Annotated in this window: 14 protein-coding genes and 1 pseudogene; 1 reads left to right on the top strand and 14 read right to left on the bottom strand. The window is 63.2% G+C overall.

The genetic code is table 11. The annotated features are described in order from the left end of the window. Positions 1-9: 9 nt before the first annotated feature. The 12 genes from bcsC to QOS90_RS07340 form a co-directional block, all read right to left on the bottom strand. Positions 10-3,528: a cellulose synthase complex outer membrane protein BcsC gene (bcsC, locus tag QOS90_RS07290; RefSeq protein WP_085273775.1), complete on the bottom strand. Its 3,519-nt coding sequence runs from the start codon at positions 3,526-3,528 to the stop codon at positions 10-12. Next, on the bottom strand, positions 3,516-4,631 hold the full coding sequence (bcsZ, locus tag QOS90_RS07295; RefSeq protein ID WP_085273776.1) for a cellulose synthase complex periplasmic endoglucanase BcsZ: 1,116 nt from the start codon (positions 4,629-4,631) through the stop codon (positions 3,516-3,518). The genes bcsC and bcsZ overlap by 13 nt, the downstream gene beginning before the upstream one ends. Then, the gene (gene bcsB / locus QOS90_RS07300; protein WP_085273777.1) at positions 4,631-6,913 is read right to left on the bottom strand and encodes a cellulose biosynthesis cyclic di-GMP-binding regulatory protein BcsB; all 2,283 of its coding nucleotides are present in this window, start codon (positions 6,911-6,913) and stop codon (positions 4,631-4,633) included. The genes bcsZ and bcsB overlap by 1 nt, the downstream gene beginning before the upstream one ends. After that, on the bottom strand, positions 6,910-9,519 hold the full coding sequence (bcsA, locus tag QOS90_RS07305; RefSeq protein ID WP_085273778.1) for a UDP-forming cellulose synthase catalytic subunit: 2,610 nt from the start codon (positions 9,517-9,519) through the stop codon (positions 6,910-6,912). The genes bcsB and bcsA overlap by 4 nt, the downstream gene beginning before the upstream one ends. Beyond that, on the bottom strand, positions 9,516-10,220 hold the full coding sequence (bcsQ, locus tag QOS90_RS07310) for a cellulose biosynthesis protein BcsQ (RefSeq protein ID WP_027596472.1): 705 nt from the start codon (positions 10,218-10,220) through the stop codon (positions 9,516-9,518). Before bcsQ ends, bcsA begins: the two co-directional genes overlap by 4 nt. Further along, positions 10,217-10,435, bottom strand: a complete 219-nt coding sequence (gene bcsR, locus QOS90_RS07315; protein WP_027596471.1) for a cellulose biosynthesis protein BcsR — start codon at positions 10,433-10,435, stop codon at positions 10,217-10,219. The genes bcsQ and bcsR overlap by 4 nt, the downstream gene beginning before the upstream one ends. Next, positions 10,432-12,051: a cellulose biosynthesis protein BcsG gene (gene bcsG / locus QOS90_RS07320; protein ID WP_085273779.1), complete on the bottom strand. Its 1,620-nt coding sequence runs from the start codon at positions 12,049-12,051 to the stop codon at positions 10,432-10,434. Before bcsG ends, bcsR begins: the two co-directional genes overlap by 4 nt. Beyond that, positions 12,044-12,229 (bottom strand): cellulose biosynthesis protein BcsF, encoded by a 186-nt coding sequence (gene bcsF, locus QOS90_RS07325; RefSeq protein WP_085273780.1) that lies wholly within the window; start codon positions 12,227-12,229, stop codon positions 12,044-12,046. Before bcsF ends, bcsG begins: the two co-directional genes overlap by 8 nt. After that, positions 12,226-13,716, bottom strand: coding sequence for a cellulose biosynthesis protein BcsE (gene bcsE, locus QOS90_RS07330; protein WP_085273781.1), 1,491 nt, complete (start codon positions 13,714-13,716; stop codon positions 12,226-12,228). The genes bcsF and bcsE overlap by 4 nt, the downstream gene beginning before the upstream one ends. A gap of 138 nt (positions 13,717-13,854) precedes the next feature. Then, positions 13,855-14,049, bottom strand: coding sequence for a hypothetical protein (locus QOS90_RS07335; RefSeq protein ID WP_085273782.1), 195 nt, complete (start codon positions 14,047-14,049; stop codon positions 13,855-13,857). After that, positions 14,043-14,297 carry a dermonecrotic toxin domain-containing protein gene (locus QOS90_RS27575; RefSeq protein WP_371098643.1) on the bottom strand — a complete coding sequence of 85 codons (255 nt, stop codon included), beginning with the start codon at positions 14,295-14,297 and terminating at the stop codon, positions 14,043-14,045. Before QOS90_RS27575 ends, QOS90_RS07335 begins: the two co-directional genes overlap by 7 nt. 77 nt (positions 14,298-14,374) lie before the next feature. Beyond that, on the bottom strand, positions 14,375-16,888 hold the full coding sequence (locus QOS90_RS07340) for an immunoglobulin-like domain-containing protein (RefSeq protein WP_143491086.1): 2,514 nt from the start codon (positions 16,886-16,888) through the stop codon (positions 14,375-14,377). A gap of 251 nt (positions 16,889-17,139) precedes the next feature. On the opposite strand from QOS90_RS07340, the pseudogene QOS90_RS07345 reads away from it, so the two are divergent. After that, positions 17,140-17,340 (top strand): annotated as a pseudogene (locus QOS90_RS07345) (hypothetical protein); the annotation flags it as partial. Between the two features lie 36 nt (positions 17,341-17,376). Here the strand turns inward: QOS90_RS07345 and QOS90_RS07350 are convergent. Together QOS90_RS07350 and QOS90_RS07355 are read right to left on the bottom strand one after the other, a co-directional pair. Then, on the bottom strand, positions 17,377-18,018 hold the full coding sequence (locus QOS90_RS07350; RefSeq protein ID WP_027596464.1) for an alpha/beta hydrolase: 642 nt from the start codon (positions 18,016-18,018) through the stop codon (positions 17,377-17,379). After that, positions 18,008-19,135 carry an MFS transporter gene (locus QOS90_RS07355; protein WP_085273828.1) on the bottom strand — a complete coding sequence of 376 codons (1,128 nt, stop codon included), beginning with the start codon at positions 19,133-19,135 and terminating at the stop codon, positions 18,008-18,010. Before QOS90_RS07355 ends, QOS90_RS07350 begins: the two co-directional genes overlap by 11 nt. Positions 19,136-19,236 lie beyond the last annotated feature (101 nt).

The following is a 19,236-nucleotide window of genomic DNA, read 5'->3' on the forward strand; positions in this document are numbered from 1 at the left end:
ATGCGCCTGTCAACGCCACTCGCTGTAAGGCTCCAGCGGCGTCACCGGCAGCGCCAGATTGCCCCGCCACGGTTCGAACAGGTAGCGCAGGTAAAGCATGCCATGGCTCGGTGCATAGTCATCGCTGTGCTGCCAGTCGAACCCGCCGCCCATCACCCAGTGATCGCTCAGCCGGCGTTCGAACAGACCGCGCAGGCGGTAACCCAGTCCGCTGCTGTTACTGGCGTCGCTGATGGCGTCGAGGTTGGAGTCGACGCCATACTGCGCCAGCACCTTGTGATTGACATGTGCATCCGGGTACAGACGGCTGCTGCCGCTGTGGGCCTGGGACCAACCGACGGAGCCCTCCAGCAGCAACGACCAGTCGTAGTTGCGCCAGGCATAACTGACCGGCACGCCGACCGACGTGTAGCGCTGCGGGCTGTAATAGCCGCCCTGCCCCAGGCTGTAGCCGCCCAGGTCCTTGTCGTGGCGCCAGTGCATCAGCGTCACGCCAACGCGCACACGCTCGTCAGCTTTTTCCACCAGGCGGTGGTAGTAGCCGGCCATGGCACGGGTACGCTGGTTGTCGGCCACGTTTTCGCCATACAGCCAATGGTGCCCCAGGCTGGCCCAAACCCCGTCATTGCCGCCTTGGTCCCAGCTCAGGCCAAGCGTGGCCCCGTTGGCCGTGACCCCACCCCAGCGCACACCCGTCGCCGGGTCACGCGCGCCCGCGAACGACAGCAGCGAGTTGCTCATCGGCCGCCGCGACGCAGTCAGCGACCAGCCGACCTGGCCGACATCGCCGTTGACCGTGGCGCCACCCAGCCAGTTGTTGACCTCGTAGCCTTGGGTGGTACCCAGGTCGAGGGCCCAGCGGCTGCCCTTCCAGCCCAGCGCCAGCACGCTACCGTCTGCGGTTTGCGAGCCACCGCTGCAGCCTGGGAAGGACACCCCGTCAGCGTTGCGGCCGACAAACTGGCAGGTGCCGAAATCCGTGGTATTGCGCCCCTGATCATTGAGTTCGAATGACCCCGCATCCATGCCGATGCGCTCCACGCGCGCAAAGGCGGTGCCGTCCTGCAACGGGGTATCGACATGCAACAAGGTGGACTGAGTGCTCAGTTCGGATGTGCCCGGCGTACCGTCGTCCTGGCGCCAACCGTAGTCATGCATCAGGGTCACGTGGGTATTGCGCTGTCGATACAGCGCATCGACATCGCTGCGCAGGCTGCGCGCCAACCAGTCATCGCCGTCCTGCTCTCGGCTGGCGAGCGTCATTGCGCGGTCGTCCCGTGGCGACACCGCCGCCGGGTCAAGCAACTGCGCATCGGCCATCGCTGCAGCGTAAAGGCTCAGCGCCCGCTGCGGGTCGTGCTGCGCCACCAGGCGGGCGGCGTCGCGACGCAGCAACGGATCAGGCTGCGGCTGCTGAACAGCCATCCGCTCAAGCAGCCTGGCTGCCTGGTCGCGCTCACCCAAAGCGACCCATACCGCCGCCATGCGCTGCTGGGCGTTACTGTCATCGGCAGCCAACTGTGGCGGCTGAGCGACCAGCAACTGCCGAGCGTGCGCGAGGTTACCTTCAGCGACCCAGCTTTCGATCACGCCCAGGCGCGCTGCGGGCTGCCCGGGCTGTAGGGCCAGCACACGCTGGTAATAGCCGCGCGCCTTGCCCGGCTCACCGCGTGCCGCTGCCCAGTCGGCCAACAGCATCAGGTCGTCCGCGCCGCCCTCGCCACGCGCCAGGTTGGCCTCAAGCAGCGCGGACGCCTGCGCGCTATGGCCTTGTGCCTGCAACTGCTGCGCCGAGGCCAGGGTCATGCGGCGCCGAATGCGCTGCTCCAGCCCCTGCATGTCAGCGCTCCAGGTGCTCTGCGGCACCGCCGCGAGGCTGTCCAAGGCCAAGGCATCTCGGTCGCTGGACTCCAGGAACAGGCCATGGGCATAGCGGGTCGCCGGGTCATTGGGCTGGCGCTGCACCAGCTTGGCGAATGCCGCGTCGGCCTCCCCGGTGCGCCCCAGGTGGCGCAGGCTGTTCGCCAGCTGATAAACCAGCCAGGGCTCATCCGGGGCCAACGCATAGGCCTGGCCCAGCGCCTGGCTGGCCGCCGACCAGTCCTCGCGCTGCAGGGCTTCATCGCCTTGCTGACGCAGACGCGCCAGTTGCAGGCTGCGGCGCAGGCTGGCGAACTGCGCTTGTTGCCGGGGTGGCAGGCTGTCGAGGTACGCCTGCGCCTTGTCGGGGGATTGCGCCTGGTACACCCGCATCAGGCCACGCACGGCACTTTCGTTATCTGGCGCCCTACGCCGCACCTGCAGGAATTGGCGCTCGGCAGCGGCTGCATCACCCTCTGCCAGGGAGACATCCGCCAGGCCCAGCAGGGCGTATTCATCTTGGGGGCGCTGCTGACGTGCCCGCAGGTAAATGGCACGCGCGCCTCGCACATCGTGTGCCTGCAAAGCCCGCTCACCTTTGTTAAGCAACGCCCAGTACTGGCTGGACGACTCCAGGTCCTTCCACTGGCTGATCCAGTAGGTGTCCTGCTCCTTGGCACTCGCGGCCCGAAACGCCGCATTGGCGTCTTCATAGCGGCCCTGACGCATCAGGGCATAGCCCAACGCACCGTGCAGGCCGGCATCGTCCGGGTACTGCCGCAGCGCCCGACGCAACTGGGTTTCGGCCTCGGCGTTACGGCCCTTGTCGAGCAACGCCTTGCCCCGTTGGCCGGCCTGCCAGGACGGGTCGGCAAGCAGTTTGCGTTGCTGTTGCAGGTTCTCGCTGGCCTGGGCCAACAACGGCGAGGCCGGGTAGCGCTGCAGAAAAGCTTGCCACGCCGCCGCACTGGCGGCGCTCACCGCCTGCCCAGACAGGTAGTCGAACTCGCGCTGGGCAGCGGCATCGCGTGCGCCAGGGTCGCGCGCCAGCTGGTCGAGCAGTGCCAGCGCTTCGCTGTCGCGGTTTTCAGCGAACAGCCAACCGGCCAGGGTCTGGCGCAGTCCCGCACTGCCTGGGTACTGCTGGTCCAACTGCTGCAACTGGCGGATCGCCGCAGAACGTTGGCCTGGCAGGTTGCCGCGCACGCGCCAGTAGTCCAGGGCCAGTTCAAGGCTGGGTGGCTCACCCGCAAACAAGTGCTCATACGCCGCCAGCGCTTCTTCATTGCGCCCGGTAACGGCCAGCAGCCGCGCCTGCTGCAGGCGCCGCGCGGCCTCTGGCTGCTGCAGTTCGAGCAAGCGCAGGGCTTGGCGTGCCTGCGGGCTGCCGGGCGCCAGGGCATTGATCCGAGCCTGCAACTGCTCGGCCTCGGTGATGTTCTTGTCGCGCAACGCCAGGCTCAAGGCTGCCAGCAGCACCTGCGGGTTACGCGGTTCCAGCAATTGCAGGCGGCCCAGCGCATCGCGCACCAAGTCGTCACGGTGCAGCGCCTCGCCCCGGCGCACCTGGTCCAGCAGCCATTGGCGTTGTTCAGTTGCATCCTTGGGTTGCGCAGCGGCCTGGCACGCCACTGCCGCCAGCATCAACACACCCATCATTCGCTGCATGGCGCGCTCCAGGCTGGCAACAGGCGACCGTGCGGGTCAAAACGGTAACGGGATTCATCCCAGCCCTGGCCAAACAGCGCCAGCACCTGGCTGTAATAGGCGTTGGCTTCGACCGGCTGCTCGCGCAGACGCTGACGCTGGGCAGCCAGGCCAGCAGCGTGTTCAGGTAACGCTGCCAGCAAGGGCAACAACGCAGCAGAGAACCCCGTCGGGCCATGGCCACTGGTGTTGCCGCTGTGTGCCTCCACGCGCTCTGGCGGCAGGCCTTGGCGTGTGGTCACGGTCGCCATCGGGGCATAGTGGGCAACGAGCTCGCTACGCTGGGGCGCATCCTTGGCCAACATACCGACCCACAGGTACACCCGAATGGCGTCGTAGTCACCGGCACTGCCATGTTGCGGGTCCGCAGCCAGTTCTCCGGCCGGTGTCCACAGCAGCCAGTCCGGGGCAAACCCCTTGGGCGAGGACGCTAACCACAAACGTCGTGTGTTGGCTGCCAGCTCACCCCACAGGGGGTCCACCAGGCTGAAGCGCTCTAACAATTGCAGCGGCAGGTAGCTGGGGTTCAAGCGAGTACCGCGGGCATCCTCGAAGCCGTAGTCACCCGGCAGCAGCATTACGCCCAGGCCCGGCAGCTTGCGCACGGTCTGGGCAGCGATGCGCCATAGCACGCGCTGGCCCAGTTGCGTGTACGCGGGCTCGTCCCACAGCCGCCCGGCCTCCAGCAGGCTGTAGGCGATCCACAGGTCGGCGTCGCTGGCGTTGTTGGCGTCCAGCACCTGCCACTGGCTCTGGCCGTCGCGGCCCCACAGCCAGGCTGGCAGGTGCCGGCCCAGGTCGCCCTCAGCCAGGTTATTGTGGGTCCAGCGCAGCACCTGTGCGAAGGCTGGCCGGTCATTGCCCACCAGGGCGAAGAACAGTGCATAGCTCTGCCCTTCCGAGGTGGTGATCAGGCGCTCGTCGCTCGGGTCGATGACCCGGCCATCCACGCTCACCCGTTCAGCCTTGAAGCGGTCCCAGGCTGGCCACGGGCAAGCCGGCGCGGCACTCACGAAAACGGGCACGCCCAAGGCGAACAGCCCTACCAGCCACTGACGCATCATCACCCCGCCTCACCCAGTCGACGCCGGCCAGCCCAGCGCAATGCCCGCCACAGCAAGAAGGCGAACAGCACCACGCAAACGGCCGCGATCGCCGCCAACAACACCGGGTGCTCGGACAAGTGGAACCACAGCAGCAGCCACCACGGCAACGCGCCAACAAAATAATGCTCGCCAACGAACTGGCTGGTCACACCACTGCTGCGTACCAATGTGACCGAGCCCGCCACGGCATCGAGCTTGCCCACATCGCCGAGCACCTCGCGCAGCAACCCGTAGTCGCTGTCGCTGTTGGCCAACAGGGCTACGACACTGCGCTGCTCATGAAACGGCGATTTCAGACCGGTAATGGCCGCGATCGGCGCCTGCGCGCTGACCGCCACGCGGCTGCTCGCTGCCACCGGCGTGGTATCGAAACGTTGGCTGCCTGGCAGCCCCGCGCTACGGCCTTGCAGTAACCAGTCACGCTGGGCGCTGAGCAGCAGGCCTAGGTTGGGCGCATCGCTCAATGCTTCGGGCAGGCTGCCGATCAGCAGCAGGTCGGCATCTGCCGCTGCTGCCTGCTTCCAGTCGTCGACCAGGCGCAGGCCAAGCGCTGGGTAACCGATCTGCCCGGCCAGCCCTCCCACACTGTCGAGCAAGGTGCCAACCTGCATCGCCGACGGGGTTGCCGGCATGATGACCAAGGTCTCGGAAAGGTCCGCCATGCGGCTGAACGGGAAGCCACTGCGGGCGAATGCGCGCAGGTCAGGCATGGCGATGTAATGGTGGTAGCCCGACAGGTCGATGGTCGAGTTTTCGTCGATCGCCGCCCGCACATCCACCGGCAGCGAGGTTTGGCAATGATCCCGCTGAGCACTGCCCAGGGTGCTGGCAAAGCTGAAATCGAAGCGCAACCGGTTGCGGTCGCCGATCTTCAACGCCGGCACCAGCGATTTCTCGGTCAAGGCAGTGCTGTCACCCGACAACACCGCCAGGCGCATCTGCTCAAGCTTGCCAGCACGCCGGTCGTTGCCCACCAGCGGCATACTGGTGATGTACTGGTCATTGACGCTGATACTCAGGCGCGATTCGTCGGTGACTGCCGGTGCCGTGTAGCGGTACAGCGTTCGTAGCGGAATGCCTTGGTTGCGCCAGACAAACAGGTCTGGCGGCAGGTTCAGTTCCAACGTCACCGGCCGCGGCTGCAGGCCGCTGACTTGCAACTGCTCAGGGTAATCGAGCAGTTCGGCGAAACGCACCGGCCGATCAGTACGCGTCCAGTTCGGCGCATCGTAGGGCAGGCGCGGTTGCAGCGCGGTCATCTGCTCGACCTTGACCCTGGCACCACGGAACAGGTTGTTGCCAACCGCCAGGGCCGAGGCTGCCTTGACCAGGTCTTCATCGTTGCGCCCCAGTACCAGTAGCATCTTGCTCCAACGGTCGCCGGGGTGATCGATCATCTGCAACACCGGGCCGTCCACCAGCGGAAACCTCTGCAGGTCACCCAGGAATGCAGGACGTCGCTCATTGCTGGCAAACACGATGCTGGGCCTGGGTTTGTCGGCAATGGCCGGCAGGCTGTTGTACAGCACCGGGAAGGACGCCTTGCGCCAGCCGGCCTGGCTGCCGAAGTAAGACGCCAGGATAGCCGCCGCGCGCTGCTCACCCAGGCTCGGCACACCACTGAACACCACCGGCAGCTCGACCTTGCCGGTGTCGCGGGCGTCGAAGAACGGCAGCGGGAAATACGCCAGGTCGTTGTCCAGCGCCAGTGCCTGCTCGTGCAACTGCACCTGGCTCTTGCGGTTCAGGTTCAGCCATAGGCCGCTGTGCGCCGGGTCTTCGCAGATGTCGGTGTAATGCCCGACGAATTCCAGGCGTACCCGGTTGAAGTCGCTGAGCAGCTTTGGGTCCAGGGGCAGTTGTCGGCGTACGCGCTGGCCCAACTGCTGCTTCTCGACCGGCACTACCCCCATCAGCTCGTCATTGAGGTACACGCGCAGGTGCGACAGGTTCGGCAACAGCGCGGGCGAAGGCGTGTAGTCCAGCTGCAAGGTGGCATCGGTAGCCAGGCGGTCGCGACGCAGGCCGAACTCGATGTGTTCGCTGTTGCGCACCCCTAACAGCAGGCTGTCGGACGCATGCCCGAGCTGCTCGAAGGTTTTCGTAACCGGCCAGTTCGGCACCGTGGCTACGGCTGGCTCGGCAAGCGGGGTTACAGCGTCGGCTGCGGCGCTCTGCGACAAGGCGGCAAACAGCGCCATCGCCAAGCCCCAGGTACGCGCGGGATAACCAGTCATCATGCGTCTCGATCAACAAGGTTCAGGGAAGGGAAAGGCCGCGGTGTGCGGGGCCTGTAGCTGGCCAGCCAGCGCGCCAGCGTACGCAGTGGGCGCAACCACGCACGCAGCCACGGCGGCAGGTGCTCGACCAGGCGCAAGTAACCAACGCCACCCAGCTTCAGCACATCGACCAGGCTGCGCAGCGGGCGATCGGCTTCATGCTGCTCGTGCCAGCCAAGCCAGGCATCGGCGCGGGCGAAGGTGCAGTGAACCAGGTCAATACGCTGTTGCTGGCTCAAGTCATGGAACACCAGGCCCACGTGGTGCCCGACAGTACGGGTGACACAGGCCTGGAAGGCGAATTCGCGCTGGCCACGGTTGAGCAGCAGGCGTACCCGCGCCCCCGGCTGCAGCTCAAGGCCCGGGGGCAGCTGCAAGCCAACACCGCCATCGGAGTAATCCACCAGGGTGCAGGGGTAGGCGTGGCCGCTGGCAAGCACCAGCCCCGCTGGCAAGCGCATTTGTACCCGGTGGGCGCGGCGCACCTGCCGCACTTCGGCGGCCACGGCAACGGCGGCGCCGATGATCAGCAGGTTGTAGACAACCCACAGCGAGCTGACGATCACCGTGCCGATTTCTGCTGTGGGGCCTGTAAACAGGCGCCACACGGCAAAGCCCAGGCCGGCCACGTTAAAAGCCGCGAGCCACAGGTAAGGCTGGGCGATACGCCAGTCGAACTGCTCCTGCTCCATCAGGCCGCCCTTGGCGGTGACGTTGAACGTGCCCTTCTTCGGCGCAAACAGGGCGACCGTGGTAGGGCGGGCGATGTACCAGGCCAGCACGGTCTCGTAGACCTCGCCCCAGAACGTTTGCCGGTACTTGCCCTGCATGCGCGAGTTGGTCAGGCTGGCATGGATCATGTGCGGCAGTACGTAGAGCAGGATCATCAAGGCCGGCGCATAGATGATGTAGGCATGCAGCAACAGGAACGCCAGCGGAGCGGTCAGGAACACGAGCCGCGGCAAGCCGGCCAGGAAGTGCAGCATGGCGTTGGCATAACACACCCGCTGGAACAGGCTCAGCCCGCGACCGAACAGGGGGTTGTCGGTGCGGAAGATCTGCACCATGCCGCGCGCCCAACGAATACGCTGGCCGATGTGCGCCGACAGGCTCTCGGTAGCCAGGCCCGCTGCCTGCGGGATGCTCAGGTAGGCCGAAGACCAGCCCTGGCGGTGCATGCGCAAAGCGGTATGGGCATCCTCGGTGACGGTCTCTACGGCAAAGCCACCGATGCTTTCCAGCGCGGTACGCCGCAGCACAGCACACGAGCCGCAGAAGAATGCCGCATTCCACATATCGTTACCGTCCTGGATCAGGCCGTAGAACAGCTCCCCTTCATTGGGGCGACGGCGGAACGAACCCAGGTTGCGCTCGAACGGATCAGGCGAGAAGAAATGGTGCGGCGTCTGCACCAGCGCAAGCGTTGAGTCTTTGAGGAACCAGCCCACTGTCAATTGCAGGAAAGAGCGCACCGGTACGTGATCGCAGTCGAAAATGGCGATCAGCTCGCTGTCTGTCACGCTCAACGCATGGTTGAGGTTACCGGCCTTGGCGTGCTTGTTGTCCGCGCGCACGATGTAGCCCACCCCGACTTCGTCAGCGAACGCCCGAAACGCTTCGCGCCGGCCATCATCGAGGAGGTAGATGCGCAACTTCTCTCTGGGCCAGTCCAGGCCCAGGGCTGCCAGTACCGTAGTACGTACCACTGCCAAGTCTTCGTTGTAGGTCGGGATCATCAGGTCGACCGTCGGCCAGTGCCCCGGGTTTGCCGGCAGGCTCGCCGGTTTGCGCTGCAACGGCCAGCTGGTCTGGATGTAGCCCAGGATCAGCACGAACCACGAGTAAGTCTCGGCCGCCAGCAGGATGACACCACACACCAGGTCGGTCGTGTCGTTCCAGTTCAGGGTCGAGGTGTAGCGCCACCACAGGTAACGGCAGGAGATGATCGTCGACAGCACGATCAGCATCAGTGTCGGGAAGCGGCCCGGCATGTGCCGCACCAGCATGGCAATGCCCAAAAGCAGGCAGATGAACACCAACTGCGCCAGGTAGCCGAACGGCTCGGTCACGCACAGCAAGGCCAGGCCAATGGCGCAGAGTGTCAGCACGCTATAGAACGCCCACCGGGCGAAGTCGCTCAAACCGCGCAGGCGTGCCGAGGCTTCTCGCTTGAAGGCACTGGCCCAATAGCGCCCGGGCAATTGTTGCAATCTGTCGATCAGCAGGCCACGGCACTGGCGTACATGCTGCCCCGCGATGCACCACTGCGCTTTTACTGTGCGCCAAGCTTGGCTGGCCAGCCCAGGTTCGCGTGGCACCGGTGGGCGTCGCAGTAGCAGCCACAGGCTCTGGATCAACACACGCAAGGGGTCGCCCAGGGTCGGGCGCTTGCCCGCCAGTTGCGGATACAGGCGCTGACGCTCGGCCAACAGGGCCTGCCAAGCGGGCGACTCCAGACGCAAGAACAGGAAGGCCAGCCAAACACCCAGGGTAAACAGCCAGGCAACTGGCCGCTGTGCGCCGCGGGCAGTGAACCAGGTGTAGGCAGACAGAGGGGTCAAGCTCACGACGGGCGCCTCGTCAGGCAACGCACCGCCAGGCTCTGCACATCCCGGCAGGCCAAGCTCTGCGGCGCGTAATGACCAAGCGGAGCTTTGCACGCCAAGGCTTCGAGAAAGGCCTCGTCGCGGTGCACCACCTGGATGGGCAACTGTTCACGGTACAGATCCCGCCACACCATCAGAAGGTCGCTCTGCAAGCGACTTGCCGGGTCGTAGCGATTGACCAGCAGCAAATCGTAATGCTCGACCTGCCGCCGCCCCAGCAACAGATGGCTGGCCATCTCGGCCTCGGCCACCAGTACCCGCACATCGGTCTCGACACGGGCAGCGACATCAGCCGGCAACTGCGGCACGTCGAACAGCAGCCAGTCAAAGTGTTTGGCCAATTCGACCTGGCGAGCGTCCCACGCGGCAGCATCGGGCGCCCGCTGCGGCGCGTCGGCAGGTAGCGCGCCGAAAGGCATCAGCCACAGCCCATCGAGCACCTCGTATACAGCATCGGTGCACGGCCGCCCTTCCCGCTCGGCAAGCGCCCACCCCTCGCGCGTGTCGAGGGGCAGGTTGAAATGCAACCCCAGCAGGTTGTCTTGGCACAGATCGATCAGCAGCACCCGCTCACCCACCTCCTGCAACGCATAGCCCAGCGCGGCCAGCAAGGCACTGCGCCCCAAGCCACCGCGCACCCCGTGCAACGCCAAGCTGGTCATGGTGTCACCCTCTCACGCCGCGGTGCCGTCATGGACAGCTCGCCCTGGGCGCTGGAGCGGCAGCTTTCACCCAGCAACGGCCAGCGCTGCAAGGCCTGCTGAACACCTACCAGCATGGAGATGTCCTGGTAGTGCAGGCCCGGCATATCCAGGTGCTGGCGCAGTTGGGCAATGTCGTCGCTACGGTCAGCGGGGTCAGCGTTGCCAGGTTTCATCGGCGCTCCTCGGGAATGGGCTGCCAGTCCGGCTGGCCTTGCAGGCGCATGTAGGCGCGCCCTTGGTAGTTCAAGACCTGCGCACCGGAGGTTTCCGCGACCTGCTCGGTGGTCGGCAAGTCGGTCAGCAGGCTGGGCACATCCAGCGCCTGCTGCTGGCCCAGCCCGGCGTACACGCGCGAGATCAGCTCGGACAGCGCCAGGTAGCTGGTGGGGGCCGAGACCCGCAGCGGCTCGCTGCGTGCAGGCTGCCCCATGCCGATGAACTTGAGGCCAACCGGCACATGGGTAATCGACGGCGTGGGGATTTCGCGCATGCCCGACAATTGCATGCGGTCGCCATGCAGCGCGGCGCCATGTTCCGGGACGATAGCCACGACCACCCGGCGGCCGCTGCGCTCCAGCTCATCGAAGAAGGTGCCCAGCTCGCCGAACAGGCGGTTGGCGCGGGTGGCGTAATCGGCCACGCGGGTCCCCCCATCGGCGGTAACGATGCGGTTACCGTCGTGCAGGCTGATGCTGTTGTAGAACAACGAAACATGATCATCCGCGGTGTCTTTGCGCTGCCCCCACCAACGCCGCAGCACCTCCAGGTCACTGGCAATCGGCGAGCCGTCGAAGCCGACCAATGCCCGCGGGAAATCGGTGTTACGCATACCAGGTTGCGGCATGTGCTGCTGGGTGATGTCGCCGATGAAGTTGTCGAACCGCCCGCTGTGGTTGAGCAAGGTATTGCTCTGGAAGCCAAGCCTGGCCAGGTTCTGGAACAACAGGCACTGCGCCGGGGCTGGCTGGTACAGGCCCACGTGGGACGACTGCCCACAGCTGGCACGCAACACACGGATAGCAGCTGGCCCGCTGTAGGAGGTGGCCGAGTTGAACTGATCGAAGACCACGTCCAAGCGCGAGAACAAGGGGTTGTCACGCAGCCCCACCGCCGACAGGTCGTCCCAGGCCAGCGAACAGATGTTGATCACCAGCAGATCGAACGGCTGCTCATCGGCGTTCATCGCAGGGAATGCCGTCACCCGTTCACGCTCATGGGTGAAAAAGCGCTCAAGCCAGCTGTCGAGTGTGGCGTTGTCGGCTATCGCAGTAGCCTGCACCGGCTCAGCGGGGTGGGTAGCGGCAGTGCTGGGCACCTGGCCCGCGCTGAACCCCAGTGACGGCAGGCCACCGACTGCCAGCCAGGCCAGCCCCAACAGGCTCAGGGTGCTCAGGCGCAGCCAATGGCGCAGGTACAGATAGCCCACCAGCAGCAGCATCAGCGCGCCCAGCAGGTTCCAGTTGATAAAGCGGGCCAGCAGTTCAAGCAGGTAATCCCACGAGAAATCGAGCACCCCTGGCTGCGCCAGCAGGCGGCTGAACGGCGGCAACCAGGTGTCCTGGTAGAACAGCGCGATGCCAATCGGCAGCGCCACCAACTGGCGCGCAACGCGCAGCCACTTACCCGGCAGCGGGATCAGCAGAAACACAGCGAACAGCAGGTTTGGCAGGGCCTGGAAATCGAGCATACCCAGGGCGACCAGCAGGAACTTGGCCAAAAAATAAAGGTTCCACCCTCCCAGTCCAGGCCATTGAGCCGGTACCTCGAGAGTGGTGCTTGCATTAGTCATTACGGGTTTCCTGGCGTCCAGCGCGGCGGCGTACGCCCAGCGGTTTCAAGTAACGGGGGCAAAGGCGGCGGCACAACCAGCCGCGCAACGCGGCGCGCAGGCGCAGCACCAGCAAGGCCAGCCCTACAGTGACCAGCGCAGTGATGCCAACCACTTGCAGCAGTTGCACGAAGTTCATACAGCGCCCCACTTGGCCAGTGCGACCCGGCGCGGCGCCAGGGCCGGCCGCTCGCGTGCGGGCAATTGCGCCGCCGCGTCAATCCGTGGTGGCTGTGGCACGTTGTCATCGAGGAAGGCAGGGGCGGCCAGGCTGTCGACGCCGGCAAGCACTTCCTGGCTGATGAACAGCTCTTTCCACGACAGCTGGAAGATGTGATCAAGCGCCTGTTCGACGCCTTCGGACCGGCAGGCGAACAGAAACAGGAACAGCACATCACCTACGACACAGGCGATGTCACCGTCGCGGCGGAACACGGTGCGCGAGCATGCCTGCAGCGGGGTCAGGCCAGGGGCCGGGCGCAGCACCAGCAACTGGTGGACAATTTCGCCGTTACGCACACCGTGCCACATTGTCTGCACCGCTTCAGCAAACGCGCCAGGCGCCACCAGCCCGCAGATCGCCAGCGGCCGCAAGCGCGCAAGCAAGGCATCGAAGTCGGTTGGCAGGTGCCGGCGCCAGACGTAACCCTGGATGCTCTCCACCATGGTCAGGAAGCGCGACAGGCTCGCGCCAAAGGGCACGATCTGGGTGGCCCCGCAGGCCAGCAGCAGTTGTTCATCCTGATAGCGCAGGGTGGGCGCCATCTCGCGCACTACCAGCTTCAGGGCATTGCCGCGCAACTGGCGCAGGTGGTGCAACTGACGCGCCAGGGTATCCAGACGCTGCCCACCCTCCATTGCAAAAATGACCGTGGCAGATACCGCCCGGCCGGCTTTGTCAGTCAGTTCGTCGAGGCTTTCGCAGACCTGCCAGTGCTCGGAGAAAGCTGGAGCGCCTTCCAGTACCGGCCGCTGGGCAAGGCACATCAGCTCATCGCCACCTGTGTCGGTTGGCGCCTGCGGCGACGCGGCAACGGCAAAACCTGCATCAAGGCGCACCAGCTTGATGTCCCGGGTGCCAACCTTGCCCAGCGCGTTACTCCAGAAGTGCTGCAGGTAACGTACCCCGCCTTTGCCTCGATACACCTGGGCCAACCCGTCGACGCCCTGGTTGAAGGCGCGCAAGCGCTCGACCAGGCCGGCGCACTGCCCGCCGCTGATGACCAGCATCAGCGCAGTCTCCGCCATCAATACCGTGCGCAGGGCATTGCACCATCCCTCGATCTTGCCGCCATCCCAGACGTCGGCAGGCGCCAGCACGATCAGCACACGCCCAGGCACATCGATACGGGGCAGGTCATCGACCAGCCGCAGCATCGCTTGCGGGTTGGCTTCATACAACGCCAACGCGTCCGGCCCCTGCACCGCATCGAGTGCGCCTAGCACGTCACCCATGGCTTGCGCATCGGCGATCAGCGCTGCCCGCGTGCGCCCGGGCAAACCCTCCACCACCTGGCGGCACAGCACGGTGGCGTCTTCTGCGGTGTCACAGGCCAACCAGTACAGTCCTTGTACATGAAGCTGGCTGCTTTCGGCCCCTAGGCCGGAAATAGCCAACAACGGCATTGCATTCGTCAAAACACTGGCTCTTCGTCAAAAATAAAATGGCTTACAGCGTGGAATTTCGCACGTGCGCCGATGACGCCTTTTGACTCACGTCAAAAAAGCGATAATTCGGCATGCGAATTCGGGGAAACGTCAACTTTACAGCACCGAGGCAGGGTAGTGGCCGTTTGAAATGTAATAAATTGCAAAGCCATGCTCAGTGACGTCGGCCGAAGCGAAAAGCCAACCGAGCAGGCTCAGTTGCATGGCCACCACCGGATCGCCATCGAGGCGCGGCAAGCGATCGGTCTTGCACAGCCCGACCACCAGCTGCAGTTCGCTCTCGCTCAGCACGCCCTTGAGCCTGGCCCAGAGGCATCAAGCAACAGGCTGTAGCGATGCGAATCGGCCAGCAACCCGGCGACGTGATCGGTACTGCCACTCCCGGCTTGCGGCTGTAGGACACAGTCCAAATGGCGTTGATACTGTCCGCCCACGTCGGTGTCATGGCACAGCCTGGCAAACTCAATGGCACAGGGTGGTTTGATGTTGCCTGCCCGAGCGTTGCTCAAGCGATTGCCCTTCGGCTGTCCGCCCGCCACGCTCTAATCGGCGGTGAAGCAGCTCAACACCATGCGCAGGGAAATGCGCGAAGTTGAGCTGTTCGTTTGAAGTTTCCCTAGACAGGTTTCATTGCCATGGCGCCTGTGACATTCGTATTATAAGAATTCGCAAAGTGAATTGTCTTTGTTGCCACGTGATAGAAAGATCCGGAGCCTGGGCCATTGTTGATACCTTCAGGAAAAAGCCTATGGCCTGTCCAGGTATGACGATTTAATGGCAACTGTGCCCCGTACAATACACGCAGATCCGGGATCAAATCGTCATTCACAGGCAGGGCCGACTCCGCTCTGACAAAACTCTCGGCACTGACCAAATTGTAGCTGCCTGGGCCGATCAGCACCCTGAAGCAATAACTCACCTGCACCGGATAGCTGATGGTTTTTTTCGCCACATCGGTGATCGTGATGGTTACGTCGCCATTGCGTAATGGCCAGACACGACCGTCGGCATCTACCCGAGCAATGGCTGGGGCACTTGAAGCATAGGTATACGGAGGGGTGCCGCCGGTGGGCAATCGCTGTTGGGACCTTGCAATATTGCCATTGACTTTGGGCGGGATAACGGCCCAGGCATTGGCCACCCTTTGACACATTTCGATGGCCCCTCCGCGCAGCACCATCGGGGCTTGGCTGACATCCAACGGGGCAACCAGCATCGCAGGCGTTGCGATTGTAAACTCCAGGTCCGCAGACGCACGATCAGGTGTGTTGGCCTGGGACACAATGTAGTAAACAACGACATCAATAGGGTTTCCATTGAGCTTCAGTTCAGCGGCAGGCACCTGGAACGAGGTCGGTGTATCGCCTGCGTCTATGCCTTGCGACTGCTCGTGGTACCCCCCATCCGAGGTTTCCCAGATCATTTGGAGCGTATAATCCCCCTTCACCGCGCTTAGATCCGGCAGCGCGATATAAACACCGTGTGCAAACTCCCGCCGGCCGGGGTCCAACACATTATTGGAACCGGAAAGATCGGTTTCAGTGGTGGGCGCCGGCAGCGTCTCGGCAAGATAACCAACGTAGAATCGCTGGTATAACGACTTGACCTTGTTCTTGCCCCGTTTCACGGTGTAGTAGATATCCACATAGCCCCCCTCCAAGGGCAGCAGGAACTTAGGCCCGTCCAAGCGTAACCGCAATTCACTGCTGACCTGGACTGCGGTGACACGATGCGTTCTGGGTTTGAATACCAGGCTACGACCGTCGGCAGCAACCCCGCGCATCACGACGTCAACAATATCATCCTTCACCAGATTGGCCAGTTGAGGAATGACCAGGTCTGCTACCGCCAGATCAGAGTCGGTCCACCAGCCATTATCCACACTTTCGGCGCCGTCTATCGACACTGCGGGCAATGCGTTGGATGCACGCGTGCCGATGAAATCAAGCGTGGCTGACTGTGACAACGTGACCGTATTATTGCGTTTTACTTCGTAATAAGCGCTGCCTGCACCATTGGCGAGGCCCCACAACTCCGTGGGGGACAGTGTAAAGGTAAGCACTTCGCCAGCAACTGTTATATCCACAGTACCCAGATCGGATGCTTGAGCAAGGCCTGCTTCGGTAGTGGCTTTCCATTTGACGGTTACACTATCGCCTGGCTGGAAATTGCCGGGGTCAGCTTTAATTTCCAGCCCTCTGCTGCCATAGATGTCCAAATTGAAAGGTTGGACAATAGTGCGTTTCAGGTTTTCCAGATCGCTGAGAGTGGGTGCAGCAAACTTAAGCTTCGATACGGCGACCTGTACACGGGTGGTTACCGACCATTCGGACTCGTTGCCAACCTCATCAACGACGTGGTAATCCACTTCAAGGTCTTTGCTGTCTCCCGCTGCCAGTACTGCAGCCTCCGGCACGGTGATGACAATCGGCTTGCCCATCTGTGCCGCTTGCACGCTATGCTCAACGGTTTCATGGCCCCAATACAGTACGACCGTATCGAAGGCCGCCATGCCCGTGTAAGCCGCAATCGTCACTTGCACGCCGCTCTTGGCGTCGCTTTCGCCTACCGGCCCCGTGGCCGGCGTTGTCAGGGTGGGCGCATTCAACGGCACAGGTGCTGCGTTACCCACATGCCCCGGTTGGCCGAATCGCACCTTTACAATCAACACCTGTGAAGTGCCCACAGTGCCATAGAGGCCAGCGCTGTCTTTGCGTGTAACGTAATACTTTACTTGCGCGTCATCTTTTTCCTTGATGAAGGCACTGGGCACGATCACTGTCAGGTACTGGTTGCTCACGTCCCCTGCTACGACCTTCGCGGGTACTCTCTTGCCGCTCCATTCTGCGATGATCCAATCATCCACGGCCATGCCCTTATAGGCAGGGATGACGACCACCACGCCGTCGTCAGGGTCCCAGACTTCCTCGTGGTTGATACCCACATCCGCGATTGAGACAGGCCACGTGGCACCGATGACCATAGGCCTTGGATAATCCGAAATCGCCTCTTTCGGATAGCGGCTCTTCAGGTGAAGATCAAACTCGATGCGCAAATCGTCAATGCCAGCAGGACTGCCTGGCACAATGCTATTCGGATTAACGGGGGGGGGTATCATTGTTGAGCTCATTTTTTCAGTCCTTCGATGCAGTTGGAGCCGCAATAAAACAAGCAACATTAGTTATGGGCGCCCCACCCAGCCCTCTTCAAGCGTAAGGGAAACAGGCGCGCAGGTGCGTTCAGCAACGTTACACACACGGGAACACTTCAACACCTGGTAAAAGTGATAGTTTTGATAGTGCCGGACACTGCATGACCACTACAGTACCAACCCCCGAGATGCATCAAACAAAGAAAGGTAACCCATACTTCTTCGGCATGAAGGTGCATATCGGCGCCAAGGTCGAGCATCCGTTTCGGGTGATCAGGCGTCAGTTTGGCTACGTGAAAGTGCGCTTTCGTGGGCTGATGAAAAACACCGCTCAGTTGACCACGCTGTTCGCCCTGTCGAACCTGTGGATGGCTCGAAAACAGTTGATCGCAACATCCCTAGGGAAAGCCGTGTTTCCCGTGAATGTCTGAGATACCAGGCAGCTATACATCAATCCTGCCGGGCGTTCAGCTTCTCTCGTTCAAATGCCTGACCACCTGGTCCGCTACCTGCGCCAGGCAGCCTTTGAAGAAGTGATTGGCCGCGCTATAGACAACGACCGGGCGGTGCTCTGGCCGTGCCCAATCAAGCAGGTTGGCCAGCGGCGCCATCTCGTCGTGCTCGCCATGCAGCAACAGGCAGCGGGATGGTAACGGCAGCGCTGGGTAGAACCGCCCGCCAGGCACCTCTCCCACCGGCAGCCCCAACAACGCGACAGCATGCAGCGAGCTTTCCAGCGTGACCGCGACCCTGGCAAACACGTGCGCACCAAACGAGAAGCCGACGAGTGCGATGGGCAGTTCGGGGTAACGTTCCTGCAGGTGCCTGACGACGACAATGCTGTCTTCGGCCTCACCTACTCCTTCGGCATGTGCGCCGGCAGTTTGTCCCACTCCGCGAAAGCTCGGGCGCACCACGCGCCAGCCTGCAGCGCACAGCTTGCGGGCCAAGGTCAGCGGTACCACGTGGTGCGGGCTGCCGCCCAGCAAGGGTTGCGGATGGCTGACCACCGCCACGCCCCTGACGGGCAACACCGGTTCATCGACAATCAATTCGATCAGCCCGGCCGGGCCCGTGATCAGCTGTTCGCTTCGTGCATCATCGTGCATCGCTATCTCCATCGACCGCTATCGTTTCGTCCGTTTCATTCGATGCCGACTTGGCTGCTGGCAACGCGCGCAACACCATCACTACCAGCCCGACATTGATTGCCGCCAAGCAGCCCAACGCCATGAGCACCCCCATGGCACCGAAGTGCTGCAGCAAGTAGCCGCCAACTAACGGTGTCAGTGCTTGGCCGATCAGTGAAGGCCGCGACATCTTGCCCATCAACACCACGTACTGCGACGGTGGCATCAACGCCAGCGGTAGCAGGCCGCGAACGATCGCTCGCAGCCCGTTGCCCAGGCCGTAGAGTAACAAGCCCACCGCTGTCGCGCCTGGCGCAAACGCGACTAACAATACGCCTACCGCAACCAGCACGACTGACACCAGTGCAGTCCAAATGGGGTGGCGCTTGCCCGCTAGCATCTGCAACACCCGCGAGGCGACCTGGCTCGGCCCCAACAACGCCGAAAGCGCGATGGCAGCAGCCAGCGAATAGCCCAGCCCTTGCAGAACCGCGACCAGTTGCACCGAAATGGCGGTCATGATGACCGCCCCCAGCGCGAAGATCCACGTCAGTTGCCGGTACACGCGTCGGTTCACGCCCGCGCTGCTCTGTTCGATGAGGCGCTTGCGCGGCGCTGACCGGACGGCGCTCGGCAGTACCTTGAGGTAAAACGGCGTTGTCACCAGAAGCACTGCGGCATAGCCGACACACGCGTAGCGCCAGCCCACATGCTCGATGGCAAATGCCACCAGCGGCCAGCACAGGGTTGTGGCAAATCCTGTAATCAGGGTGATGCCGGTAATGGCTTTACCCGCACGCTCGGCATACAGCGCACCCAATGTCGCGAACAGCGCTTCGTAGAGCCCAGCGGCCATGCCAACACCGATGATCACCCACGCGAGCAAAAACGTCGGCAACGTCTGGCTAGCCGCGATGATCAACAACCCGAGAGCAACGATCACGCCACTGCTGGCCAGTTGTGTCCGGCCACCGTAACGGGCAACCAGGCGGCTCGACAGCGGCGCAAGCAGGGCCGAGACCATCAGGCTCAGCGACAACGCGCCGTACACCCACTGGCTGCCCCAACCGGTCTCGCGCGTTATCGGCTCGCCCATGACCGCCAGCAAGAAGAACGAATCAGTGCGCGGGACGCACGCGCCTAGTTTAAGGCGATGCTGCGAGCGGTGCTAAACCCTCTGGGCATAACAGCTATTGA

Origin of the sequence: Pseudomonas sp. LAIL14HWK12:I10 (assembly GCF_900184205.1) — a bacterium.
Classification (GTDB): domain Bacteria; phylum Pseudomonadota; class Gammaproteobacteria; order Pseudomonadales; family Pseudomonadaceae; genus Aquipseudomonas; species Aquipseudomonas kermanshahensis.

Coding starts and splice junctions, on each gene's coding strand:
- bcsZ (WP_085273776.1), bottom strand. CDS start 4,631: ATGATGCGTCAGTGGCTGGTAGGGCTGTTCGCCTTGGGCGTGCCCGTT.
- bcsR (WP_027596471.1), bottom strand. CDS start 10,435: ATGAAACCTGGCAACGCTGACCCCGCTGACCGTAGCGACGACATTGCC.
- QOS90_RS07350 (WP_027596464.1), bottom strand. CDS start 18,018: ATGCACGATGATGCACGAAGCGAACAGCTGATCACGGGCCCGGCCGGG.
- bcsF (WP_085273780.1), bottom strand. CDS start 12,229: ATGAACTTCGTGCAACTGCTGCAAGTGGTTGGCATCACTGCGCTGGTC.
- bcsE (WP_085273781.1), bottom strand. CDS start 13,716: ATGCCGTTGTTGGCTATTTCCGGCCTAGGGGCCGAAAGCAGCCAGCTT.
- bcsQ (WP_027596472.1), bottom strand. CDS start 10,220: ATGACCAGCTTGGCGTTGCACGGGGTGCGCGGTGGCTTGGGGCGCAGT.
- QOS90_RS07340 (WP_143491086.1), bottom strand. CDS start 16,888: ATGAGCTCAACAATGATACCCCCCCCCGTTAATCCGAATAGCATTGTG.
- QOS90_RS07355 (WP_085273828.1), bottom strand. CDS start 19,135: ATGGGCGAGCCGATAACGCGCGAGACCGGTTGGGGCAGCCAGTGGGTG.
- bcsG (WP_085273779.1), bottom strand. CDS start 12,051: ATGACTAATGCAAGCACCACTCTCGAGGTACCGGCTCAATGGCCTGGA.
- bcsB (WP_085273777.1), bottom strand. CDS start 6,913: ATGATGACTGGTTATCCCGCGCGTACCTGGGGCTTGGCGATGGCGCTG.
- bcsC (WP_085273775.1), bottom strand. CDS start 3,528: ATGCAGCGAATGATGGGTGTGTTGATGCTGGCGGCAGTGGCGTGCCAG.